This window comes from Pontibacter locisalis (assembly GCF_042684605.1).
GTDB lineage: Bacteria > Bacteroidota > Bacteroidia > Cytophagales > Hymenobacteraceae > Pontibacter > Pontibacter locisalis.
In genome coordinates, this window is sequence record NZ_JBHULU010000021.1 from 18,540 (window position 1) to 43,251 (window position 24,712).

Annotated in this window: 15 protein-coding genes and 1 tRNA gene; 7 read left to right on the forward strand and 9 right to left on the reverse strand. The window is 45.2% G+C overall.

The features are described 5' to 3' along the window. Window positions 1–200 precede the first annotated feature (200 nt). The 4 genes from ACFSRY_RS14130 (at window position 201) to ACFSRY_RS14145 (ending at window position 4,063) form a co-directional block, all read left to right on the forward strand. Complete coding sequence (locus tag ACFSRY_RS14130; protein WP_377508876.1) at window positions 201–809, forward strand: DUF4403 family protein; 609 nt, start codon at window positions 201–203, stop codon at window positions 807–809. A gap of 216 nt (window positions 810–1,025) precedes the next feature. After that, the gene (locus ACFSRY_RS14135) at window positions 1,026–2,123 is read left to right on the forward strand and encodes an efflux RND transporter periplasmic adaptor subunit (RefSeq protein ID WP_377508879.1); all 1,098 of its coding nucleotides are present in this window, start codon (window positions 1,026–1,028) and stop codon (window positions 2,121–2,123) included. Between the two features lies 1 nt (window position 2,124). After that, complete coding sequence (locus ACFSRY_RS14140; RefSeq protein WP_377508882.1) at window positions 2,125–3,381, forward strand: ABC transporter permease; 1,257 nt, start codon at window positions 2,125–2,127, stop codon at window positions 3,379–3,381. 1 nt (window position 3,382) lies between these two features. Next, the gene (locus ACFSRY_RS14145) at window positions 3,383–4,063 is read left to right on the forward strand and encodes an ABC transporter ATP-binding protein (protein ID WP_377508885.1); all 681 of its coding nucleotides are present in this window, start codon (window positions 3,383–3,385) and stop codon (window positions 4,061–4,063) included. Window positions 4,064–4,067: 4 nt separating this feature from the next. Here the strand turns inward: ACFSRY_RS14145 and ACFSRY_RS14150 are convergent, their stop codons facing one another. Both ACFSRY_RS14150 and ACFSRY_RS14155 read right to left on the reverse strand, forming a co-directional pair. Beyond that, window positions 4,068–5,429: a hypothetical protein gene (locus tag ACFSRY_RS14150; protein ID WP_377508888.1), complete on the reverse strand. Its 1,362-nt coding sequence runs from the start codon at window positions 5,427–5,429 to the stop codon at window positions 4,068–4,070. A 79-nt stretch (window positions 5,430–5,508) separates the two neighbouring features. After that, a complete protein-coding gene (locus ACFSRY_RS14155; RefSeq protein ID WP_377508892.1) occupies window positions 5,509–6,270 on the reverse strand; it encodes an ABC transporter ATP-binding protein in 762 nt (253 codons plus the stop codon). A gap of 367 nt (window positions 6,271–6,637) precedes the next feature. Between ACFSRY_RS14155 and ACFSRY_RS14160 the strand changes: the two genes are divergently transcribed. Further along, window positions 6,638–6,719, forward strand: a tRNA-Leu gene (locus ACFSRY_RS14160). Between the two features lie 26 nt (window positions 6,720–6,745). Here ACFSRY_RS14160 and ACFSRY_RS14165 read toward each other — a convergent pair. From ACFSRY_RS14165 to ACFSRY_RS14185, 5 genes are all read right to left on the reverse strand, one after another. Continuing rightward, a complete protein-coding gene (locus ACFSRY_RS14165; protein ID WP_377508895.1) occupies window positions 6,746–8,254 on the reverse strand; it encodes an NFACT RNA binding domain-containing protein in 1,509 nt (502 codons plus the stop codon). A gap of 63 nt (window positions 8,255–8,317) precedes the next feature. Beyond that, window positions 8,318–9,079 (reverse strand): MBL fold metallo-hydrolase, encoded by a 762-nt coding sequence (locus ACFSRY_RS14170; protein ID WP_377508898.1) that lies wholly within the window; start codon window positions 9,077–9,079, stop codon window positions 8,318–8,320. Further along, the gene (locus ACFSRY_RS14175; protein WP_377508900.1) at window positions 9,076–9,351 is read right to left on the reverse strand and encodes a hypothetical protein; all 276 of its coding nucleotides are present in this window, start codon (window positions 9,349–9,351) and stop codon (window positions 9,076–9,078) included. The genes ACFSRY_RS14170 and ACFSRY_RS14175 overlap by 4 nt, the downstream gene beginning before the upstream one ends. Before the next feature lie 2 nt (window positions 9,352–9,353). After that, on the reverse strand, window positions 9,354–9,731 hold the full coding sequence (locus ACFSRY_RS14180) for a response regulator (RefSeq protein WP_377508904.1): 378 nt from the start codon (window positions 9,729–9,731) through the stop codon (window positions 9,354–9,356). Window positions 9,732–9,740: 9 nt separating this feature from the next. Further along, window positions 9,741–14,975 carry a PAS domain S-box protein gene (locus ACFSRY_RS14185; RefSeq protein ID WP_377508907.1) on the reverse strand — a complete coding sequence of 1,745 codons (5,235 nt, stop codon included), beginning with the start codon at window positions 14,973–14,975 and terminating at the stop codon, window positions 9,741–9,743. Window positions 14,976–15,146: 171 nt separating this feature from the next. Between ACFSRY_RS14185 and ACFSRY_RS14190 the strand changes: the two genes are divergently transcribed. Both ACFSRY_RS14190 and miaA read left to right on the forward strand, forming a co-directional pair. Beyond that, entirely contained in the window at window positions 15,147–16,235 is a 1,089-nt protein-coding gene (locus ACFSRY_RS14190; RefSeq protein WP_377508910.1) for a glycosyltransferase, read from the forward strand. Beyond that, complete coding sequence (gene miaA, locus ACFSRY_RS14195; protein ID WP_377508913.1) at window positions 16,223–17,146, forward strand: tRNA (adenosine(37)-N6)-dimethylallyltransferase MiaA; 924 nt, start codon at window positions 16,223–16,225, stop codon at window positions 17,144–17,146. Before ACFSRY_RS14190 ends, miaA begins: the two co-directional genes overlap by 13 nt. A 6-nt stretch (window positions 17,147–17,152) precedes the next feature. On the opposite strand, the gene tamL is transcribed toward miaA, so the two are convergent. After that, window positions 17,153–19,528 (reverse strand): translocation and assembly module lipoprotein TamL, encoded by a 2,376-nt coding sequence (tamL, locus tag ACFSRY_RS14200; protein WP_377508916.1) that lies wholly within the window; start codon window positions 19,526–19,528, stop codon window positions 17,153–17,155. Between the two features lie 22 nt (window positions 19,529–19,550). Continuing rightward, window positions 19,551–24,617, reverse strand: a complete 5,067-nt coding sequence (locus ACFSRY_RS14205; protein ID WP_377511191.1) for a translocation/assembly module TamB domain-containing protein — start codon at window positions 24,615–24,617, stop codon at window positions 19,551–19,553. Between the last annotated feature and the right edge of the window lie 95 nt (window positions 24,618–24,712).

Sequence of the window (24,712 nt, forward strand, 5' to 3'; positions counted from 1 at the left end):
TGAGCATTGAAAGGAGCCCAATCAAATGCTTTAACTCTTTAAAATTGATAGTCAGATCTAATTTTTATTGTTTTAGTTTAGTGGCGCTTTGATTAAGTTAATACATTGCAGCCTTTAGTCACCTTATACATACCAGAATAAGAAAGATTTTCACATAGAAGAAGGTCCTGTCAGCTATATCCTTCCTTCTCACTTTAACTATGGAGAACGCAATAAGAATTCAACTACCTGTAGCTATTACCTATCCTGCACTGGAAGACGTGCTTAAGAAACAGATGGTAGGGGAGTATATACCTAGGCCTGATGAAGGCACTCCTTATGCCCAGATATTGGATGTAGGGGTCGCAAAGAGCAGTGCTGGGGCTAATGATATCATACTTGCCATTAAAATGCGTATACTCCGGACGGTGTTAAAAAGGGATCAGGTAGATTTGTTTGTACTTGCCACTCTTGATTATGACAATGAAGCAGAGCAACTGTTTGTACAGAAGTTCAACCTGGAATCCAGAACCTCCAGCGGCTTTTATAACACAGCCCTGGAAGTGCTGGCAAATAAAGTGGCTTATAACCAAATCATAAAAAAGGCGAGATTTAACCTAAGGGAAACAATCTCAAAGGAGCTAGAAAAAGCGAATGGGCTTCTGGATAAGGGGCTTGAACTGAAGGGATTTAAGTTGGTGGGTAAAGTAGAAAAGGTAAGAGTGCAGGAAGTAAAACCCATAGCCGGGAGAGTATCGCTCATATTAGAGGTGCAGGCAAATTTAGAAGCAGATGTATTTGACCTGCTTAGCCTTATGCCAACTGAATAATTGCTTTGTGCTACTGGAAAAGTAGACCTTGTAAGTCTGCTTAAGACATATTCAGCAGGATAATTATCCTGTTTCTCGTATAATTACTACATTTTACTGCTATTTTTAAACCAAAGGGTATTTTGTTGCTATATAGGTGTATCTTTCTTGCTGTACGGCTAGGTTGGCTGTAGCCAGAATAAAATAAAACTAAAGCACCTGCAAAGCCATTGAACTATGGATAAATGTATTGCCAGGCTTTTAGTTCTTCTGCTTTTCATTACTGCTGCCTGTGGTCCACAGGAGCAAACGACTTCCCCTTCTTACCGGCAACTGACAGAGGCTGTATATGCATCCGGAAAGATCTATCCCGATAATGAATACATCGTGTCCACTAATGCGGATGGTGTGATCACTTCCATGCTCGTGGAGGAGGGGGATACGGTGCAGGTAGGGCAAACCCTGATGAGTATTGAGGGCGATATACCCGATGCCCGCCTAGAAAGTGCTACAGAAGCCTACCGGAGGGCAAGAGAAAACTATAATACGGACTCGCCTGTGATGCAGGAACTAAGGGCAGGGCTGGAGGCGGCTAAAACTAAAATGCAGAATGACTCTGTGCAGTATGTCCGCTATAGAAACTTGCTTAATGCCAATGCTACTTCCAAAGCGCAGTATGATCAGCGGAAACTGGCTTATGAGCTATCGAAGCAGGAATATGCCGCAAGGCAGAGTAATTACCGGAATGTTCGGAATCAACTTTACCTGGAGCTTAAAAACGCGGAAAGCCAGTATAAAATTAATTTAAAGGACGAGTCCAATTACAATATCAGGAGCAACATAAATGGATTGGTGTACGATCTGTATAAAGAGCAGGGGGAGTTGGTTCGGCGTAATGAACCTGTAGCTCTGTTAGGCGATGCCAGCAATGTGTACCTGCGCTTGCTGGTGGATGAGCTTGATATAGCCCGTGTAAAGCGTGGGCAGGAGGTATTGGTTAAAGTAGACCTATATCCTGATAAAATCTTCAAAGCGCGCGTAACAAAAGTATACCCCAGGCTCATCACCGCTGATCAGTCCTTCAGGGTAGATGCCGAATTTATAGAGGAGAAACCGGAAATCTTCTACGGCCTGAACATTGAAGCAAATATCATCGTCAGTGAGCGCGCGAGAGTCCTTACCATACCTAAATCGTACCTTGTTGGGCAGGATAGCGTGCTCGTGAAACGCAATGGAGATGTAGAAAAGGTGAAGCTGAAGAAAGGTATGGAAAATTTTGAACTGGTAGAGGTGCTGAGTGGCTTGGACACTAACTCAGTTATTGTAGAACGATAGCATGTCGCTGAAGTTAGCTGCCAATATTGCCCGCACCCACTTAGTTGCTAAAGCAAGGCAAACTACGATTGCGTCGTTGGGTGTAACCTTCGGTATAGCCATGTTCATTCTTATGGTCAGTTTTATGACTGGCGTGAATAAGTTTCTGGAAGATACCATGCTTACCTCCATGCCTCATATCCGCATCTACAACGATATTGAGACAAGCCGGAGCAGCATTCTGGAAGAGGTGAAACCCGGGGAGGAGCATATGAATGTAGTGCACCACCAAAAGCCGAAAGATGAAAAGCTTAACCTAAAGAGTGGTCTGCACATTGCTGAACAAATAAAGAAAGAGCCTGGAATACTGGGAGTCTCCCCACAACTTACCTCCCAGGTTTTTTATAATTATGGCCCAACCCAATTAACAGGAGTACTGGTAGGGGTTAACATTTTTGATGAGGATGCTCTCTATGACCTGGGGTCTAAACTGAAGTCTGGCTCGCTGGAAGCATTACTGACCTCTTCCGATGGGATATTGATGGGAGAGGGGTTGGCAGAGAAACTTAATGTGCGTGTGGGGGACAGGGTAACGGTAGCCACGCCAAAGGGGCATACTATCCTTCTGAAGGTAGTTGGAACCTTCCGAATAGGTATAGGCGAGATTGATAACATGCGTAGCTATGCCAGTCTCTCAACTGTACAGAAGGTGCTGCAACAGGATCCGCGCTACATAACAGATATTCACATTAAACTGACAGATCTGGAGCAGGCAAAGGCACTTGCGCCAAAGCTTCAATCCATGTATGGCTATAAAGCAGAGGACTGGGAGACCGCCAATTCAAGTATACTTGTCAGCTTTACTATCCGAAATGTAATGACATATGTAGTAGTAGCTACACTGCTTATTGTTGCTGGCTTCGGCATCTATAATATCATGAGTATGACCATCTACGATAAGATGAAGGATATTGCCATTCTTAAAGCCACAGGTTTTGATGGTCGGGATATCGTGCACATGTTCCTTTTACAGGCTATATTCATCGGTGTGATAGGTGGGGTTGTGGGCTTGTTATTAGGTTTCGTGCTGTCGTACCTGCTCTCTATTACACCCTTTGATGCAGGTGACTTTATGAGTATTGATACCTTTCCGGTTAATTTTGATCCGATGTTTTATGTGTCAGGTATCGTTTTTGGTATTCTGACTACGGTGCTGGCTGGTTATTTCCCGGCGAAGCGTGCATCCAAAATAGACCCTGTTAGCATCCTGAGAGGCTAAAATGAAAAGCACTATACTGAAAGCCAGCCATATTAATAAGTTCTTTCACGAGCCGGTAGAGTTTCAGGCGTTAAAGGATATTAACTTTGAGATTAATTCTGGTGAGTTTCTGACAATAGTAGGCAAATCGGGCTGTGGGAAAAGTACATTGCTTTATATCCTATCCACTATGGACACTGAATATGACGGTACACTGGAGATCAACGGACAACTGCTAACCGGGCAAACACAGAACCAACTTGCAAAATTCAGGAACGAGCACATTGGCTTTGTCTTTCAGTTTCACTACCTGCTGCCGGAATTCACCGCTTTGCAGAATGTAATGCTTCCTGCGCTTAAATTGGGTAAGTACAGTAAAAAAGAAACAGAGGAGAGAGCTTATGAAAAGCTTCGGTTGCTTGGTGTGGAGGAGCAGGCCTTAAAAGCCTCTAATAAACTATCAGGGGGGCAGCAGCAGCGTGTTGCTATAGCAAGGGCGCTGATAAATGATCCTGCGGTTATTATGGGAGATGAACCTACAGGTAATTTAGATAAAGCAAATAGCCAGGTAGTATTTGATATTCTAAAAGATCTATCCCGCAACTTTAACCAAACCATCATTGCTGTTACTCATGATCCGGATTTCGCTGAAAATTCAGACAGGATTATAGAGATGAGTGATGGACAGATAATCAGGCAATGACCTCTTAAGCTTCTACTTTGTAAAGCGTTTCGAACAACTGGTACTTATACCTTGGATACTCTTTCATCACTGCAGTTAGTGCGAAGAACACACCCCCGATCAGGACAGGGTAGATGAGGTACAGCAAAGGGTGAAGCAGTGGCAGGAACATCATTGCAAACAGTGCCATGGCCAGAAAATTAAACAGGTAACTCACTTTTGCATCAAAACTAAACAATCCTCCCTTAACAGCTTTCGGGCTAACAAAAGAGGCAATGATACTGAAAGGGGTCAACAACAAGGCTGATCCAATGTACATCATGACAATGAACGTCACATTATCGTGATTAAAGAAGGCAACATATACGAATGTGAGTGCAGCATCCATGAGCAAGGGCACACGTAGTGGCAACAAACTAGCTTTTAAGAAATCTCTATAGCTGCCGCTGGTGCGCTCTATCGTAAGCCATAGGTTTTTATAGAAACCCCACACATTATTGAAAACATAGGCGAAAACAACAATGGGGCCTACAAATAACCATAGGGTAAAGCTCTTTTCAAATAAATGTATCCCATCCCTGGTGAAGGACAGTGCATCAGCACCCAGGAAAAAGCCTTTAAATACCAGACCAAAAATAATGATTTGCCGGGCCAGTTTATGGTTTTTAAACAGTCTCCACGCCAAGCTGCGGCGGGAGTTCTGGCTGTAACTAACCTCTTTAAGGCGCGGCTCTGCTGCGGCCTGTTCTAAAAAGAAATTAGAAGCAATTAAAGCCCCTAAGCTAGAAAGGTGTACTATCAGATACAACCACTCATCAGAGGCTGTAAACATGGGTACACGTGCCTGCAAGGCCATAAAGCCTCCGGCAAGCACAGCAGCTGTTATGAAGTTGCTGTGCAGCCAACGCATTTTACGCTCTACGAATACCTGCAAAGAACGTAACGTTACATGTGCTGTAAACAGCACCAGCGTACTTTGAAGCAAATGCTGGAATGTATACTCCGGCGACATCAGGAAAAGCAGCACCAGGAAGTTGAGAAGAATAAAGTAGAAGGGTGAAACCAGTTCCACAATAAATTCTGTCCAGAATTTCTGCAGTGCACTTACCGGGTAAATTCGCTGCACTATCTCTGTTTTAGGAATATAAGCCGGAAAGAAACCTCGGAGAATCACAATAGCCAGCAGAGACAGGTTTGCATACTGAAGCACTTGCTGTACACCAGGGTTTATACCCCCCTCATAAGCTTTATGGAGTAAAAAGGAAAAAAGCCAGCTGTAAAACGCGGAGCCAACTATACCTAAAGCCAGCAACAGTACGCGTTGTAGTTTCTTCTGCCTGAAAAAGCTGGCAACACGTGCCTGGCAGGAAAATATGATTAGATCCATTTAAACAAATTTAACTTTGAGGGCCTGAGTAGAAGATAAAATTAAAAGGAAGAGAAAGGCTCTCTGCACTTGCTCCCCTTTAATTTAGCATCCAGTCAATGTTGCTTTCTTTTGTTAGGTGGTGAGGCAGCAACAGTTGGAATAGTGCCTGGTCGATCAGGTTTTCACCATTCATCGTGAACTCCTGAACAGAGCCGTTGTAAATTAACCGGCCATCATTTAATACTCCAATATGGGTAGCTACTTTCTCCACGTAATTCAGATCATGAGAAGAGATAAGCACAACGCGGTTAGGATTACTATAGCTACGTATAAGCTTTACAAGTAGCTGTGCTGCAATCGGATCAAGACCAGTGAAGGGCTCATCCAAAATCAGTAAATCCGGCTTATGGAGTATGGCGGCTGCTATCCCTACCTTTTTCTTCATCCCGGTTGAATAGCCAGCTATATTCTTCTGCAGCGATTCCTGATCAGTAAAAAAGTAATTCGTTAGACTGCTGATACGTTCCTCAGCTTCTGCTGGAGACAACTTATACAGCTTAGCGACAAAGTTTAGGTATTCCAGACCAGTAAATTCTTCAATCAGGGGGTTGTCTTCGCAAAGAGCACCCAGTTTCTGCTTTACAGCAAGTGAATGCTGCGCATAACTTTGCCCAAAGATGGATACGCTTCCAGAATCAGGCTTAATGAGGTCGAGGATACAGTTCAGGAAAGTGCTTTTTCCAACTCCGTTCTTTCCTAAAAGGCAATAGCACTGTCCTTTTTCAATTGATAAGTGAAGGTCCTGGAGAACTTGCTTTCTGCCAAATGCCTTCGTTAGTCCACTGATCTCTACGCTCATGCTCTGATATCTAAAAAAATTATACCGATATAGTTACAACAACCATACTAGTATAAAGTTAAGAATACACTTTAAAAAGTCCTAGTTAAAGGGGGTGATAACTGTTAAACAAGCTCTGCCTGCAAAACTTTTGCCAAAAGGGTTCCTTTCTTATGTTTTAGAACAAGCATAAGCCATAATATGGTTTCTGTTAAGGCCGTTTAATATTTAATTTTTTATAAAAAATGCAGTATCGGGTGCTGCAGTAGAAAGGTAACCAGAGAGTTATAAATATTCTCTTGGATTATTATATACAGGCATAGAAGCTTCACCTCCGTAGTGTTGCATATTTCAAAGTGGCTCTTTACTTTTGCAATCATATTTACCTGCGCACGTGGTGGAATTGGTAGACACGCCATCTTGAGGGGGTGGTGCCTTCGGGTGTGGGAGTTCGAATCTCCCCGTGCGCACATTTTCTTCTCCTACCTCCGGAATATTACCGGTTCTTTTCAAAAGGATTTTCCGGCTTCACCAGAATTACCTTTTCACGCTCTACAACAACGGCTCCCGGGGCTGATCCTTTTGGTTTTCGTACCCACTTTTTAGGCGTATACATCACAGGGCAGAGGGAGTCACTTTTGCGCTTGCTGTAGTACGCCGCCAACTGTGCAGCTTTTTCAAGAACGGTAGTCGGAATGGTTTTCCCAGCCTGATGTTTTATTACCACATGGGAGCCGGACACATCCTTTGCATGAAGCCACAAATCCTCTTTGTATGTATGCCGCTGTGTAAGAATATCATTGTTCTTTGCGCTTTTCCCTACCAGAATCTTATATCCTTCTGACTCAAATATTCGGAATGGTATTTCCTGTTGCGCTTGTTTTTTGCCGGAAAGCAGGTGGGTATACTCCCGGAGAAAGTTTTTAAGTTTTTTAGGGTCTGTTGCTTCTCCTAAAGCCTGTAAGGCATCTTCCAGCACAATAACTTCCTCTAGTTTCCGCTCTACTTTTTCCTCCAGTTGCTTAACTTCCAAATGCTGGTTCTTTGCTTTACGGTACAAACGCTCCGCAAATTTCTGAGGCGTTTCAGACTGCTTTAGCTGGTAAGTCCGGTTTTGATCAGTATAGAAATCATACAGCTCAACCTGCGTAGCCCTTGGCGGTATATTCGTCAGGTTGGCCATGATTACGTCGGCAGTCTGGGAGTAAGAACGATCGTGCTGTAGCTCCTTTCGCTTAGCCTCTGACTGCTCCAGTACTGTTCGCGTCACATGAAGCTTTCGCTCCAGTTGCTGCTTAGCCTGTGAATACTGGCGATCAAAACCTGTTTCAGATAGATAAAAGCGGGTATAGGCATTTAATGCCTCTAAGGGATCTGAATAGGTTTGCTCCACCTCGCCAATTGGTAGCAGCGAAAGCCGTAGCTTGCCTTCCAGCCGGATGATATAATACTGCTCCGGAGCCTCCAGAATATCCAACATACTTTGCACCAACTCCCACTGTTGTTCCAAAGGTAACTGACTGTAATTCCGCTGCTCCAGGTACAGTGCAGGAACATCGCCGAAGGTGGGGAAAATTTTGCGGAGGTTGCCGTTAGCTGCGGCAAAAGCTTCATAATTCTGCTGCAGTAACCGGTCCATGTTTAGCGGGTCCAGTTCCATATCGGCGCTGAATTTGTGCAGGAACAGGTTTATCGCCTCCTCGTGCTGGTAAAGAACAAGGTTTGACCGGGTGCCAAACAATTTGAAAAGCAGCATCATACCATCGCTGAGTTTCAGGTAGAAGCTCCTCTCGTTTGTATGCTGCACTACGTCCTCTACTATCTTACCCTGCATTTCCCTGAGCAGTTCCACACTGTTGGCACGGGCTCTGTTGAATGTTTCAGGGAAGGAAAGGGAGGCAAAATGAGGACTCAGAAGTGCTCGGATGTACTGCTCCTTTTCGCCATTGGCAAACCCGATAACCAGTTCATATTTATTCTGGCTGAAAGCCGTTACAACCTGCATTCCTGTAAGTGTGGCTTTCAGGGATCTAGTAAGTTGCTTTAGGAAATAGTAGTTCTGGTGCACTTATACTTCTATCTGTAGTCCGTCGTAGGCCAACCTGATAAAATCCGGAAGTTCTTGTTCTACTTCACGGTGCGAGCCCAATAAGTGACTGATGTGTGTCAGGTAAGCCTGTTCCGGCTGCAGGTCTTCAAGTAAGGCAACAGCTTCCCGGAGGGAGAAATGGGAAATATGCTGATCCTTCCGAAGGGCATTCAACACAATTACCTTTGAACCTCTCACTTTCTCAATCTCCTTTGCAGAGATATAGTTTGCATCCGTGATATAGGTAAAGTCGCCGACCCGGTAGCCTAATACAGGTAGCTTAAAATGTTTTACGCGGATAGGAGTGAAAGGAATCCCCTCTACTTCAAACGGTTCCTCATCAATTGGATGGAGCTGCACCTGGGGAATACCCGGATACTTGAAATCCGCGAAAATATAGGCGAACTCTCTCTTAAGTTGCTCCAGAACGCGTTCCTCTCCATAAAGAGGTATGTCTTTGTGCTGAGAAAAATTATAGGCACGAATATCATCAAGACCGGCAGTATGATCTTTATGTTCATGTGTAAATACAAGAGCATCCAGCTTTTTGATGCGCTCTCGTAAAACCTGCTGTCTAAAATCAGGACCTGAATCAATAATGATACTTTTATCCCGTACTTGCAGGTGCACCGATACGCGCAGGCGCTTATCTCGGTAGTCTACAGAACGGCACACCTCGCAACTGCACCCGATAACTGGTACGCCCTGCGAGGTGCCCGTGCCTAAGAATGTAATTTTCAATTGCCTTTTTCCTGATTACAGATCTCCAGATAAAGCTGTCTGTTCTTCTCGCTCAACTGGCTTTCATCTACTGAAATAGTGCGCAGAATATCATATAAGCAATTGATTTTGCCTTCCAGGCTAAAGTATTTATTTACTACAGCCACTTTCATGTCCTTAAGCACACAATAGCCTGCTTTGAAGTTGCCTTTTTCGTAGCGCAGCACAAAATCCGACTCTGCAAAAATATCCTCCAGCTTATTCAGGAATGGCCGCGTGTACTTCAGCTCCATTTTTACTGTGCCGTGTATTTCTTTACGGTTAGTACAAGCGCATCGAAGTCCAGGGGCTTAGGAAGGTAATCGTTTATACCAGCCTCTTTAAAATCTTCCATGCTGTAGTTATTGGCATTGCCTGTTACTGCAATGATGGGAATATTTGCAATGTCTTTGTCTTTATGCGCACGGATCTCACGTGTACAGTCCATACCACTCTTCACAGGTATGTTGAGGTCCATGAGAATCGCATCAATTTTGTTGTTTTCAACCTGCTTGATCACTTCGCCACCGTTCTTAGCTGTCAGAATCTTATAATTCTGAAGTTCAAGGATCTTTTTGGTAAGGTTCAGGATTACAGAACTGTCTTCTGCAATCAGGATAGTTTTATCTGCCATGTTTGTTAACTAAATGATAATGTCTTTATATGCTTTTCGGTAGTTTTCGTATTCTTCCAGCAGCTTCACGAAATTCTCATTTACACTTTCAAACTGATCGTGCTTGATATCGTGCTCCAACTGCTTTGCAACTTCAGCCAGTGGGTTAATACCGAGGGTAAAGCCGGTTCCCTTTAGCTGATGCAATGTACTCAAAATACTTTTGTAATGTTGTTCTTGTAGTTCTTTTTTGGCCTCTTCGAGCAGCTCTGCGGCTTCTTGCACAAATTCTGAGTACAGTTGCTTCGTAAAATCCTCTCCACCTATCATGCGCAACTGCTCAACCACACTCTTATCAATGATCACCTGGGCTGGGGAAGTATTTTCTTCTTTCTTGTCTTCCTCCTCTTCCTCCTCTGTTGCTGCAGTAAAATTCACATCCCATTTCGTGATCATGCTATAAAGGTCAGAACTTTTAACAGGTTTAGAGACGTAATCATCCATTCCCTGGTTCATGAACTTATCAGCGTCATCTTTCATGGAATAAGCCGTCATGGCCACAATAGGAGGGCAGTTGGTGCCAAGCTTCTCCTTGATGTGTTTTGTAGCCGTTATACCATCCATTTCAGGCATCTGTATATCCATAAAAATGATATCATACCTCTTGGAGGTTGCAAAGTCTATGGCCTCAAAGCCATTAGAGGCAACATCTATCTGGCAACCCAAACGCTCCAGCTGCTTCCAGGCGACCTTCTGGTTAATTTGGTTATCATCAACGAGAAGCACGAATGGATTGTTAGAAAGAGTTTTATACTCATTCACTTCTGTTTGCTGCCGCTTCAGTTGTTCTTTTACCTCTTTCTCATTGGCCTTCCGGACCCTGATGTTAAACCAGAACACACTACCGTCGTTTGGTATGGATTCTACGCCTATATCCCCGCCAAGCAGTTGTGTAAGTTGCTTAGAAATAGCCAGGCCAAGGCCGGTTCCTCCAAATGTTTTAGTGGAGGAGTTGTCCAATTGGGTAAAGTCTGTAAACAGTAACACCTGGTCTTTCGGGGAGATACCTATTCCTGAATCCTTTACCCGTACCTGTAGCTGGTAATCATTTCCTTTTAGTTTGACACTGTCCACGCTAATACTCACTTCACCGGAGTTGGTGAATTTGATAGCATTGGAGGTAAGGTTTGAAAAGACCTGTAGCAGTCTTGTTTCATCGGTAATGATATACCGCGGAGTTTCTGGTGTGATAGAATAAGTGAACTTCAGGTCTTTCTGCTGTGCCCTGTTTACGAACAGGCTGTATATTTTATCCAGCGACTCATGAAGGTCTACGCCACTTTCATGAATCACCAGCTTACCAGCCTGTATCTTAGATAAGTCAAGGATATCATTCAGGATGGCCAGTAATGCATCCGATGACTTACGCAGCGTGTCGATATATTCACTTTGCTCCGGATCGGTGTTGACCTGGTTTAGCAGGTCTATCATACCAATGATACCATTCATCGGTGTACGGAGCTCATGGCTCATATTGGCAAGGAACTGCGTCTTTACTTTCAGAAGGTTCTCTGCCTCTTCTTTAGCTTTGAGAAGCTCCCATTGCGTACGCTTCAGTTCCGATACGTCTCGGGCTACCCCTTCCAATGCTACAGGGTTGCCTTCATTATCATAGGCCAGGCGGGCATCAATCAAAAGATTGACAACATGACCATCCTTATGAACCATGTCAAGCTCAAAGTCACGGATGCTTTCTTTGCGGAGCACAAGGTCTATAATGTTATTTCTATCATTAAGATCAGCATAGAAAATTTTAGTTTTTTGGCCTATTACTTCATTTTCTCTATACCCTAACAGGTTATAAATAGATGGACTTATCAGTTCCAAAGTGCCGTCCATGGATGCGCGGTAATAAACGTCCTGGAATGACTCGAACACGTGGCGGAACTTCTCTTCATTCTCCGCAAGAGCCAGCTGCGATTTTTTCTTGTCTGTTATATCCAGGGCTATACCTGAGATCTCCTCAAAAGTGCCATCACTCAGATAAATGGGGTTTAGATAGACTTCACGCCATCCTTCCGGATTCTTAAGATGCACTTCGAAGTGCTGTGGGTTTCCTTCAAAAGCAAGCTTATACTTCTCTCTCCAGTAATCATAGGAGTTCTCATGAAGCTCCAGCATATTCTTGCTGTCCAGGCGCGTGTAAGGGAGAAGCTTTAAGTTATTTCGGTTTTCGAAGGTGCTGGCAAAATTTTGATTAAAAGAGGTAAGCTCATACCTGCGGTTCAGTGACCACATATGATGCGTACCACTCTCAAAAATAGCATTCAACCTGGCATTCTGAGTATTGATTTGCTCTTCATTACGCTTCCGCTCAATAGCAAGGGCTACCTGGTTTGAGATAAAGTGCAGAATCTCAATATCTGTGTGCACATACGCATCAGCGTTTTGGTAGTCCTGGAGCGTGATTACACCAATAATTCTGTCGCCAATAGCTAGGGGAGAGCAAAGTATAACTTCCGGAATGGCTCCATGTATAATAAAGTTTTCTTTCTCAGCTAATTCGACCAGCTCTTGCTTCTGCATGTAAAGCGGTTTGCCGGATGCTATAATATATTCTGATAAACCTACAGAAAATGGTCGGTGAGACTGCCTTTTAGTGGCCTTATCTATATACTGGTCTACAAGGTAAACGAAGTGTAGATTTGTTCTTTCTTCATCACAAAGAGCAATGTATATATTGCGGGTTTCGATGATCTTACTCAATTCCCGGTGTATGGCCGAGTAAAGGGAGTTAAGGTCTTTGCTGCTAATAGCTAAGTTTGCGATACTATAATAAACCTTCTGCAAGCGCTCAGCCTTGATACGGTCAGTGATGTCATGCAGAATACCCCGTGTGGCGACAGGTCTGCCGTCTTGCCAGCTACAGGTGATACTACCGATCAAGTGTACCGGCTTGCCTGCCTTTGTCAGGAATACAGTTTCTATCTTATTCACATTCTCACCCTTGTACAGGTTTCGGAGCTGGTAGATCAGCTTTGCCTTATAGTAAGGGTGTACAATATCGTTCAGGGAGAGTGATTCAATATCCTCGTCTGAATAGCCAAGTCTCTCTTTCCACGCTTTATTTACAAATATGAATTTGTTGTCAACGGAGATATTCTGAATAAGGTCATGGGCGTTGTCGAAGAGGTCCTGCAGACGAATTTTGTTATCCTTTAGGGCCTCCATCGCTATACGCTTGTCGGTCATGTCCTTACCAACACTCGTAATTCCTGTTAGCTGACCATCTGGCGAATATTCGAACATGCAGTTCCAGCGGATCGTTTTCAGCTGTCCGGACTTGGTGATGATATCGCGCTCGTAGTAAGTGTTCAGGTGCCTCGTTTCGAGAGAACGAACAAAGTCCTGCCAGCGCTGCTCCCGGTCCTGCTCAGGTACCAGAACTTCATAGAAGTTCTTGCCAACCAGTTCTTCGCGGGTATACTCGGTATAGGTAAGGAAATAATCGTTTGCGTAGGCAATATTTCCTTCAGTGTCCAGGCTATAGTAGATCAGGTTTACCTTCTCCAGGAAGTTTCTGAACTGCTGCATTGATTCCTGCACAACCTCTTCGCGTCGCTTTGCCTGCTGTGCCAGCTTACGCTGTGTTATGTCACGCTTGAATACCTGGACATATTCTTCCTCATCAATGATTATCTTATTTGCATTGATTTCGGTAAAAAAAAGAGTTCCATCCTTCCTGCGGTTCTGCCACTCAAATGTAATAGATTGCCCGGTTGATAGTACCTCCTCCATCAACTTATTGGTTTTTTCTACAGAATGTGCTCCGTCTGGTTGAAACTCCGGAGAAAAATCAAGGGGGGCATGGCCTAGCAAATCCTCTCGGGTACATCGGAAGAATTCCAATGCCTTTTCGTTACACTCCACAACAACTCCATCTTTAAACATCAGGATGGCGTCATACGAAGATTCAAAAAGGAGTCTATATTTATCTTCAGATAGAGAGAGTTGGTGTAAAAGCTGGTGTCGTGAAATATAGTTGCCGATGGCACTGCCAATGAAATCCAGTAAGGCTACGAAAGACTGTGTCATGCGGGGTCTGTCACTAGGCCACACAAGGATAAAGGCAAGTACCTCCTTATCAGTTAGAATCGGAACCAGCGAAAGCTTTCTTCCTAAACTATTCTTTAAAATTTTACGCGTATCAGTAAGAGCTTTCCTTTTCTCATTGGAAAGTATGCGTTTAATAAGATCCGGCTGGATTTCAAGCTCTTCAGGTAACGGTGCCGTATCAACTTCACCGGCAGAATATGAGAGAGAAAGCTTATTGTTGGCAGCACAATAAGTGTAAACACAACCACCGGTAACATCGCTTTTATCCAACAGTTCATTCAGGGTATAGTGTAATACCTCATGCTGGCTATCGGAGGTTGACAGGTTCGTTATTAATTGGTTAACAAACTCCAGTTGGTGATTTCGAAAACGTACTTCCTGTTCAGAGCCCACAATTTCATAGAGGTTCTTAACACAGCCAAAGATTACCTGTTCATTTTGAAATATCCCTACCTGCAGCGATATCTCTACCGGAAGTAGCTCATTGTCATCCTCCCTGATCCACCACTCAAAGCGTTGCGGATTACCCTTGAAAGCCTGTACTATTTGTTTCCTAAGCGACACACGCTCAAATAAGTTTAAGCCAAAGCTGCTGTAAATGGACTTTCCGATAAGGCTCTCCTTGCTTCTTTTCGCTAATTTTGAAGCGCTTAGGTTAAGATCAATGAATTCCCCCTCGTAGTTTAGTATGAACAGAGGTTCTACACTTTTCTCGAATACATTATGATAACTTTCTCCATCGAAAGGAATCAATGTGGATGGCTGCCCTATGCCCGACAACTCTACGCAGACATAGCTTTCTCCTTGAAAATCAATAAGGCGGCAGCTGAAGTGACTTGTGCTAAGAGCTGTCTCTTCACTTGCAGAAATATCCCCCTCCACCTTGCTCAGCTTCATCAGCCTGACCATCAGGTGGGCAAAGTCATCCTGAGTCATGCCTAACAGGTCTGGCAGCCGTTTGGTATGATTAAAAACAGAATTTTTCTGCTGATACTTAGCAATATGTTCATTTGCAGCCAAAACATGTCCGTCTGTCTGGGCTACCACTAGTCCGTGTGTCGGCTTCGCAAGCTGCACCAGCACCTGTAGGAGAGTGCGCGCCCGGTGTAGTGTTTGTTCTTGAGGCTGCTGGTTAGTTATGTTTGGCATTTGTGTATAATCTTAAGTACTTCAGTTTATATTAAAATCAGAGTACTACTTTTATGAAATCAGTGAGTAAATTAGCAAAAAAATGTGTCTTGGCAGACTATCTCTGCTGTTAATAAACAACATCCGGCCGCAGTTGGTGCTTTTTTTGACATAAAAACCGGCCTCACCTACATGAAAAAACTCTTTTTTGCCGTTACAAGCGACCTGAACCACGACCAGCGCATGCAGCGCATTTGTGGGTCGCTTGCAAAGCAGGGGTATGAGGTAGAGTTATTAGGCAGAGAGAAGAGGAATTCTAGACCGTTACAGCAACAGCCATTTAAGCAGCACAGGCTTAAATGTTGGTTTAACAGTGGTAAGCTTTTTTACCTCGAGTACATGTTACGGTTGTATCTGTACCTGCACGGCCGTAATTTTCATGCTCTCTGTGCAATAGACCTGGATACAGTGTTGCCGGTCTATTTTCAGGCAAAAAGAAAGAAGGTGCCGTTCGTGTACGATGCACATGAGTACTTCCCGGAAGTGATAGAGGTTACAGACAGGAAGCTCGTAAAATCAGTCTGGACAGCCATCGAAAAGTTTATCCTTACCCGGACAAATCATGCCTACACAGTAACACAATCTATAGCAGATGTATTTTATCAGAAGTACAACACAAAGGTTGAGGTAATAAGAAATATGCCTGTGCTGCGGCCGCTTGAACCTGCTGTAAAATACCCGAGAACTATCTTGTACCAGGGAGTTGTGAACGCAGGTAGAGGACTGGAGCCACTGTTCCAGGCAATGGTAGGATTAGATGCCAGGCTCATCATCTGCGGAGACGGAGACGTTATGCCTCAGTTAAAAGTACTGGCGGAAGAACTGCAGATTTCGCACAAGGTTGAGTTTAAGGGGCAGGTGCTGCCAAAAGATCTTCTAGCTATTACCCGTAGTAGCCGTGTAGGTACAATGCTGCTCGAGAACAAGGGCCTTAGTTATTACTATTCCCTGGCAAACAAGTTTTTTGATTACATGCAGGCAGAGGTTCCACAACTGGTAATCGATTTCCCGGAGTATAGGCAACTGAACGATAAATATAAAGTAGGCCTGTTAACAAAGCTTGATGTTCAGGAGATCAGGGAAAAGCTAGAGCAACTGTTAACTGATGATACGCTTTACCAGGAACTACAGGCAAATTGTACTGCAGCCAGACAAGAACTGAACTGGCAACAGGAAGAGCAGAAGCTTATTTCATTTTACAACAGACTATGGCAAGTATAAAAAAGCAGAAGCACCTGATTGTGGTAGTAGGTCCTACAGCCGTGGGTAAAACGGATCTTTGCGTGCAACTAGCCAAACATTACAAAACAGACATCGTCTCAGCTGATTCCCGTCAGTTTTATAAGGAGATGAGTATAGGTACGGCGAAACCTACCCCAGAAGAACAGCAGGGTGTAAAGCATTACTTTATTGATTCCCATAGTATAAAGGAAGAATATAGTGCAGGAACTTTTGAGGCTGATGTGCTGACTCTGCTGGATAAGTTATTTCAGGAACATGACGTGGTAATCCTGACAGGCGGATCCGGATTGTATGTACGTGCTGTGCTGGAAGGAATGGACGAGATGCCGGAGGTTAACCCGCAGGTGCGTGAGGAACTGGTAGGAATGTATGAGAAGGAGGGCTTACAGCCGCTGCTTGATAAGCTGCAGCAGCTCGACCCACTTTATTTCGAACAAGTAGATAAAGCAAATCCTCAGCGGGTCATAAGGGCGCTGGAAGTGTCCCTTTCCGGGGGCTTGCCTTATTCCTCGTACCGGAAGAGTGAAAAGCAGGAACGGCCTTTTAATATTATCAAAATCGCGCTGAACCGGGATCGGACGGAGCTTTACCAGCGCATAGACGCGCGTATGGACCTGATGCTGGAGCAGGGACTGTTGGATGAAGTAAAGTCCTTGTACCCCTACAAGCAACACAATGCCCTGCAAACGGTAGGCTACAAAGAGATATTCGATTACTTAGAGGGCAGTTACAATTGGGCGGAAGCGGTGCGTCTGCTAAAGCGCAACAGCCGCCGCTATGCCAAGCGGCAGCTCACGTGGTTTAACAAAAATCCGGAGGAGTACTCCTGGTTTCATCCGCAGCAGTGGGAGGAGATCGTTATGTTCATTAATGAACAAATAGGGGAATAGGCATCCCTAGAAAGGATAGCCTATCGCGATATTCAAAACCATACCATTTTCACCACTAAAGCTGCCATCAAAGTCACCGAGTACGAAGCGTTCTCCTCTAGGCAGGTATGGTATACGTACAGGTATGCCAACATCCAATCGGATGACGAAGAATTCGATGTCAATACGCAAACCAAAGCCTGTGCCCACGGCTAATTGCCTAAGGAAAGTGCTGGAGTCAAAAACACCTCCAGGTCGGGCAGGCTCTCCTTTATCATTAAACTCCTGACGCAGCATCCACACATTGCCTGCATCCACAAACACGGCACCTTTAAAAAAACCAAAAATTGGAAAGCGGTATTCTAAATTACTTTCCAGCCTGATATCGCCAGTTTGGTCAAAGAAGGAGAAAGCAGTTTCATCTGCATCATAAGCGCCTGGGCCAACACTGCGTGCCCGGAACGCCCTGAGGCTGTTAGGGCCACCCACTGCGAACTGCTTCACATAAGGTAGCGTGGAAGAGTTTCCGTAAGAATAGCCTATACCTGTAACCAGCCTTGCTACAAGTTGGCTCTCTTCCCCAATATTGAGGTAGTACCTGAAGTCATTGTCCAGGAGTACGTACTGTGAGTATGGTTGGCCGATGATGGTGCGTGGGTCATCATCCGTAGGTGATTCAGCACCGATCAGAGACTGTACCCCGCTCACCAGATTACCCGACAGGTCCAGCGTTAGCCTATCGAATAGTAGGCTAGTGCGGTCTGTGTGCATTTGGGTGCTGTAGGTAGCCTGGTAAATAGAGCCGATGATAAACTGGTTCTCAAAGCTGCGACGCAGGAAGGGGGCGTCTTCCAGTACTGCTTCGAATGCATCAGTGGTGCTGGCTAACCTCACAAATTGCAAGTTGATAGGGGTTACGTCAAAAGTCAGTTCTTCTTTGGGGCGCCAGTTATAGGCATAGGAGGCATTGTAAGAGTTGAGCTGGTAAAAGCCAGCACGGCTCAGGAAATTAAACCCGAGGCCAATCCGGGTTTGCGGCGAAAACTCTGTACGGAGGTTTCGAATATTGAACGGCGACACGATACGCGGTATGGCAAGAGTGGTCTGTACCCCCAACTCGTAAGAAGTTAAATCTGTATTATCTACATCCTCTACCCCTTCAGGAGCCTCTCCAGTACCTCTTCCTCCTATTTGAGATTCCGTACTTCCCGTAAACTCTACGATTAGCAGTTCAGAACCTTTGAAGGCATTTCGGTTCCGGAAGGACACACTGAGGCCTGGCCCTGCGAAGCCATTGGATTTAGTCACCATTTTAACCTCGGCCCGCAAAGACTTCTTTAGGGCAGGGGTAAGGTATATAAAGGCATCCAACTCATTGTTGTTTAATGTATCGACCTCATAATCAATGTTCACAAACTTGTAAGCAGAAAGGCTGTTCAGGCGCTTAACGGTAAGCAGGTGCTCCTGGCGAGTGTAGAGACTGTCATGCTCCAGAAATACATTGCGCAGCAGGTGGCGTGCCCGTACATAGTTTTCATTTGGGATGTAATGGTAACCCTTGTAGTCAATAGTGTCCCTCACAGAGAGACTGTCGCCCATTGAATAGTTAGCGAAGATGTAAATATCATCTAAACTATAAGGCTTTAGTGCCCGGGCGGGGGCGGCTCGCTTTATTCGCAACAGTACGTCCGCTTGACGGTTACCCACAGTAGTGTCCACGCTGTAAATAAGGAGTTCGGGGCTGAAAAAGTAGTAGCCTTTGTTTTTAAGGTCTCCAGCTATCCTAATACGCTCCTGCGTCATCACACTCAGGTCATAGGGGTCACCTGGCTGTAATAGTGACTCTGGTTCTACCTGTTCAATGGCTTCCTGTACTTGCAGGGAGTCGTGCCAGGTATATTTAATGTTGCGCAGGCGGTAAGGCTCTCCCACACGGGCGGTCCAATCGATGGTAGCTTTTTTTTTCTCTATAGTAGCGCTGCTGCTAACAGTGTTGTTGAAGTAACCCCGGTTGTGGAGGCGGTTGCTCATAACCGTGCTAATACTTCCAGTGTCTACCTCTGAAAGCAGCACAGGCGGTTCTCCCAACTTGGTCATGATCCAGTGCTTGATCCCTTTCTCCTTTTCAGTATAGAAGGCGTTGTAGATACCCAATTTAGGGCGCCAGCCAAGGATGGAGGCGTTTGGCTCCGGGCGCACGGTGGCACTTAGTTCTGTCTCGAGGTCTGCGGAGCGGTTGCTGCTGTCTTTCTCACCTTTTACAGTCACATTGTAACCAGTGAACAAGGCATCGTTCTCCGGTACTGTTTTGGTTACGTTGCAGCCCGAGAAAAATATAAACGCCAGAACCAGTGGCAGCATGGAAATATAGTAAAGTCTTATCCGAGGTCGATCTTTTATCATATTTAACTTAACGTATACTTGCTTATTGAAGCTCTTCTTCAGTTTTCTGAGCTTCTTCTAACTTACGCTCCGCTTCTCGGGCACGGCGGGCTTCCAGGCTACGGAACAGGTCAGAAAAGTTGTTGTATTCACGTACATATATAAGTGACACACCAGTAGCCCGCACATCGCCTCCCTCTATAATGCCTTCGTACTGGTTGCGCTGGAAGGCCCTGACACGAAGCCGTCCGTCTTCAGTTAATGAATACTCTACCGAAATATCTCCGCCAAAGCCACTCATCGTTTGGTTCGCCTGACTGCCGCCCTCTAGACCAATGTCAGTACCGACCCGTACTGTTAGCCTGTCGTTGAGGAACTGCTGGCTTAGCGCCACATTCAGGTCTGTGCGGCCCTGAGCTGACCCGGATGAATAGTCCTGATAAGAATCAATTCCGAGTTCCAGGCCTAAACCTCCGGCGTAGCGGTTAGTTAATTGGTTAAGCTGGTCGGTGAGTACACCGCCCAGGCTGTTTCGAGCCGTGCCTTCAAACCCGCCCCCGGAGCTTGCAAGAGGGTCAGGAGCCAGGAAACGGCCAAGCACCAGCAGTGCGAATACTTGCTTGTTTTGCTGCGACTCATCCTGTCGCAGCGCTTCCAAACTACTTACTACAATTGGTGGCACACCTCCTCTTTCTTCCTCTGGCAGCTGAATATCAAAACTTATTTCCGGTGTTAATAGCTCACCCTCCACATACACAAGCACCTGGAACGGTACCTGATTCCTCAATACAGGGTCAAGCGTGCCGCCGGCCTGTGAGGACACAAGCTCCTGTGGTGCTGCCTCTACAGTATAGATCGCCGTAATGTCCATGATAGCTTGCAGCGGGTCACCATTCCAGTTGATATAGCTGCCCTCGACAATCTCTAGTTCACGGGAAGCAATGTCGTAAAACTCCATACTGTACTTGCCTTCTGTTGCTGTGTAGCGGCCATTCATGTTGATTTCTCCGCTTGGCTGCATACCTATGAATAGCGGATCAGCGGTTCCGCGCACGGTAAGCTGATCACCTGTTAGTGGATCGATGATAATGGTAATAGGTGTGGCCTCGGTTATAGTTATCCGCGCTTCCAAATCAACCCCCTGAAAACCTGTGACTTCTACAGTGTCTTGTTTCATTTGCCCGCCAATGATGCGGGTCATCTCAGGATTGAGGTCTACAAATTCTACAATGCCCTCACGTTCGGCGGCACCTATTTGGTCTGCCGGTATCACAGTCGTAAATTCTGATCCATCAAGCACCCGCGCATCAATTTGTATAACAGGCACTGCCATATCACCCGTTATAGTAGCCTCGGCGTCAACGAATACAGTACCGTAGTACAAGTCATTATCTGCAGCGGTAGAATTGAGCACAAGAAAACGCTCCGCATCCACTTCCAGGTCGAACTGAAAGTCTGTGTAAGTTTCCGTAAGTATCCTGCCTTCTACTACCAAGTCGTTTCCGAGTGAATCAGTGATGGTGAAGTTCGGGAAGCGAATCCCTTCTTCAGTGAGCAGGAGCCGCTCATTTTCCAACGTGAACAAGGATCCGAGCTCGGTGATATTGAACTGAGCCTGGTCGAAGTATAGCGGCCCGATAATTTCAGGATTGTCAAGGGTACCGGTTATTTCAAGATCACCTCTGGCCAGCCCGCCCATATCCTTGACCAAACCTGCGGTAAAGCCCTCCAGCGAAGCCAGGTTGAGGCGATCTATGTTGGCGTTGAGATTGAGGAGCGTGGCATTGGGTTGTGTTTCCATAAAGCCGGCTATATTTACCTGATTGCTGTTACCGGTAAGTGCGGCATCAATGTTATAGCGGTTGCCGCCAGTGCTGTTTGCCTCCAGGGCCAGGTTCCCGACAGGCACTCCTTCGTAAGTAAAGTCTGTTATTTCTAGGTCGGAGGTAAAGCTTAAAGTGCCTGATAACAAATTTTGTACAGTAGCTTCTCCGTTAAGCGTACCGTCTAGCAGCAGGCTATCGCTTGGCTGGAAAGATGCCATCAGGTAACCCAGGTCAAAGTTTTGTATATTCACCTGCAAAGGTGCACCAGGCCCAACGGGACCTGTGCTGTTCAATGACAATGAACTGTTGTTTCGTTGAAGTACAATGTTATTCGCGTAAATGAAATCCGTGTCAAACTGCAGTGAGTTATCCTCCGGTACATTCCATAGATCTCCATTAATGATCACCTCGTCAGGCTGAAACGTGAAGCGGTAGCCTTCGCCCAGGCTGTTAAAGATACCACCTAGCATAAAGTTAGTGTCGGTAGTGTCGGAGCCGGCAACAGTTAGTTTTACCTGCAGGTTGTCGTCACGGGCTGCACCCTCCAGTGTGGCGTTATTAACCTTAAGCGATGGCGATATAAGCTTTTGCAGGTCAACTTTATAAGCCAATCGTTCTCTGTTACCGCGCATCTCCAGGTCAATGTTTTGTAAAGTATAGTCTGTATAAACTACTTTGCTGATATTTCCATCCAGCTTCAGTTGATTGGTGCCGCCATCATAAACAGCCGTTATAGGGCCGGCTGTTTGCAATTGTTCCAGCCCCGGCACAAACGAGGTGATCACACCTGTCTTCTTCAGATCAATGGTAGCGGTAAAGTCTTGCAGGTTCACATCGGCTGGGTAGGGTGGGTCTGGCTGCAGGTCAAAGTAATTTGAGAAATACTTCTGCAGGGCGGTAGGCAGCGTAGCCAAGGAGTTTTCAAATTGCATTTCAGCATCCACTACATCTGAGGCAAGATCCAAACTGGCCATCTCTCCGCTCTGCTCTAGTGTAAGCAGCAATGAGTCGACAGGGTAAGCCTTGTTGTTGTGCCGTATTACCAGCTCATCACCAGTAAGCCTTCCGCTGATTGTACTAGCATCTGCTCCGGTAAATGTTCCCTTAAATTGACCTTTTACAGAGAGGGGCTCAGGGTAGAAATTAAGAACACCCAGGTTTGCCTCCCTCAGAGCGAGATCGAAAGTATAGGCAGGCTGCAGTGTATCGCGCAGGTTAAACTTCCCATCCAGTGTGAATGCCAGATTTTCGTCTCTCGATACAGCATCAACATCATAGATGCCTCTGTTAATATCCGCATCAACAGTAATATCATTATATGTATAGTTGTTGTAGGTAAAACGCCCGATCTGAGCATCCACAGTAGCTTCCAGAGCGTCGGGGTCCATCAAATTTGTGCCCGAGGCGTTGGCTGAGAAAGCAATTTCGCCTAGACCTAAGCTATCAGTGAAAAGCTGGTTCAGATTGAAACCACTGGAACTGGCGGAGGCCGTAAAACGACCGTTTTCCTGTGTGTCGATGTCCAGATTGAGATCACCAAAAGAACTTTTAAGCTCTGTGTTTGCATCAAAGGAAGTTAAGGAACCCTTGTAGTTTCCTTGCAGGCTTATTTCATTGGGAAGCCTGAATCCTTCTGGAATAGTTTCAGCCGGTAACAAAGCCTCTATGTCAGTACGGGTTGTTGTCAGGCGACCAATATCAAGGTCGAGGTATAGGTTATCGGGGTCCATTGCGTTGCGGATCTCTCCGCTCACATCCACGTTTGTGTTCTGTAATCCTGCCAACTGAAGATTCTCCAGCTGCAGGTTTTCAAGAGTGCCTGTTACTTTGGCTGTTACATTTACTGTTGAGCCTGCTATTTTTCTAAAAGAAGGATTTGCCGCAACCTCTGGGAACAGTTGCTTTATATCCTGCATGCCGATATAACTCCTGTTGATATCAGCTCTGACACCAACTTGCGCAGGTTTTTCTGTTATAGCCTCCAGCGAAGGGTAAGTCATGGCCAGATCGCTTTGAATGAAGCTGTTTTTCGTTCTTAAATCCAGGTTTGTGAGACTGGCGCTGTTTTCGTCCACCTCTACAAGCGCCTGCAGGTTTATCAGTTCAAAGCCTCCCTGCTCCTCCAGCGTCAGCTGGTTAATGTCTGCCCGGTATTGGTTCAGGCTGTAGAAAATGTCTTCGGCATCTATAACTATATCTGTAAATTTCAGGTGATCATAGTCCATGCCTTCCGCCTGCTTTGGAACATTGAAGTTATCAAAAGCTACATCTAAGTTGTTTACATCTAGCTCCCCTAAAGTTAATACCCAATCCATGGGTTGACCTGCAGCCTCTTCTACAGACTGATCTAGCTCCTCAGCGGTTTTGGCAGGATTTACAGCTAGGGAGTCAACAGGCTTATACTTTTGCTGAACGTATATAACATCAGTGTTTTGTAAAGCAAAACTTTTTAGGTCGATCCTGGCTTCCTTTAGATCAATATTATCAGCGATCAACTCTGATTTTCCTAAATCAAGCTCTATGCGCTGATCTGCAGGCCTGCTAACATACTTTAGCTTTACATTTTCAAGTGCCACCCGGTTAAGGCCGAAATCTAGGTCCAGAGGCTCAGAATCTTCTGTTTCGGGAGGGAGTTTAGTTTGTTCGTAGTCTACCCAGGTGTTTTCCAGCTCAACTTCGTCTATAAGATAACGCTGCTTATCCAGGTTAATCTCCTCCATAGATGCCTTCAACTGGCCAATCCGGGTGCGGACAAAATTACCGCCAGCTTCATCTTTTAAAACAAAGTACACCTGTTCCAGATTGACTGTGCCGATGTCTATTGCCATTGCTGCTGTGGTATCAGCAGGTTGTGCGGCGGCAGTGTCGGTGGCAAAGGCATCCAAAATGAAATCATAGTTGGTGGTGCTGTCTTCCCGAATGTGGAGCTTAACGGTTGCCTTATCCAGGTTAATGTTTGATATGTTTAATTCACCTGATAAAAGGCTTAGTATTGCCATATCAACCCCTAGGCGCTCCGAATACCATAGCGTGTCCTGTTGCTGGTCTTCCACATAAACATCCTTTAATACAAAGGTGTTTCGCCAGTCAGTGGTGAATCTTCCAATATCTACTTGGGTGTTAAGGGTGTTTTCTAAGTAATTGGCAGCCTTTTGAGCAACAAAATTCTGAACTCCCGAAAACTGAAGCGCTATGACAATAAGTATGACAATACCTATTACAATAGCGAGCAGCCAGAGTATACTTTTCAGGGTAATCTTTCCGATATGTTTAGCAGTAGCGATAAAGAACTATTATTAATATTAATAATTATCTGTGCTCTGCTTTTACGGATTTGTATGAATATAGATAGGAAGGAAAGGGGGTTGTTTGTGTATCT

Excerpts from the sequence above, each read along its gene's own strand:
- ACFSRY_RS14140 (WP_377508882.1), top strand. The coding sequence starts at position 2,125 with ATGTCGCTGAAGTTAGCTGCCAATATTGCCCGCACCCACTTAGTTGCT.
- ACFSRY_RS14130 (WP_377508876.1), top strand. The coding sequence starts at position 201 with ATGGAGAACGCAATAAGAATTCAACTACCTGTAGCTATTACCTATCCT.
- miaA (WP_377508913.1), top strand. The coding sequence starts at position 16,223 with ATGGCAAGTATAAAAAAGCAGAAGCACCTGATTGTGGTAGTAGGTCCT.
- tamL (WP_377508916.1), bottom strand. The coding sequence starts at position 19,528 with ATGATAAAAGATCGACCTCGGATAAGACTTTACTATATTTCCATGCTG.
- ACFSRY_RS14150 (WP_377508888.1), bottom strand. The coding sequence starts at position 5,429 with ATGGATCTAATCATATTTTCCTGCCAGGCACGTGTTGCCAGCTTTTTC.
- ACFSRY_RS14165 (WP_377508895.1), bottom strand. The coding sequence starts at position 8,254 with ATGCAGGTTGTAACGGCTTTCAGCCAGAATAAATATGAACTGGTTATC.
- ACFSRY_RS14185 (WP_377508907.1), bottom strand. The coding sequence starts at position 14,975 with ATGCCAAACATAACTAACCAGCAGCCTCAAGAACAAACACTACACCGG.
- ACFSRY_RS14145 (WP_377508885.1), top strand. The coding sequence starts at position 3,383 with ATGAAAAGCACTATACTGAAAGCCAGCCATATTAATAAGTTCTTTCAC.
- ACFSRY_RS14180 (WP_377508904.1), bottom strand. The coding sequence starts at position 9,731 with ATGGCAGATAAAACTATCCTGATTGCAGAAGACAGTTCTGTAATCCTG.
- ACFSRY_RS14190 (WP_377508910.1), top strand. The coding sequence starts at position 15,147 with ATGAAAAAACTCTTTTTTGCCGTTACAAGCGACCTGAACCACGACCAG.
- ACFSRY_RS14155 (WP_377508892.1), bottom strand. The coding sequence starts at position 6,270 with ATGAGCGTAGAGATCAGTGGACTAACGAAGGCATTTGGCAGAAAGCAA.
- ACFSRY_RS14135 (WP_377508879.1), top strand. The coding sequence starts at position 1,026 with ATGGATAAATGTATTGCCAGGCTTTTAGTTCTTCTGCTTTTCATTACT.
- ACFSRY_RS14175 (WP_377508900.1), bottom strand. The coding sequence starts at position 9,351 with ATGGAGCTGAAGTACACGCGGCCATTCCTGAATAAGCTGGAGGATATT.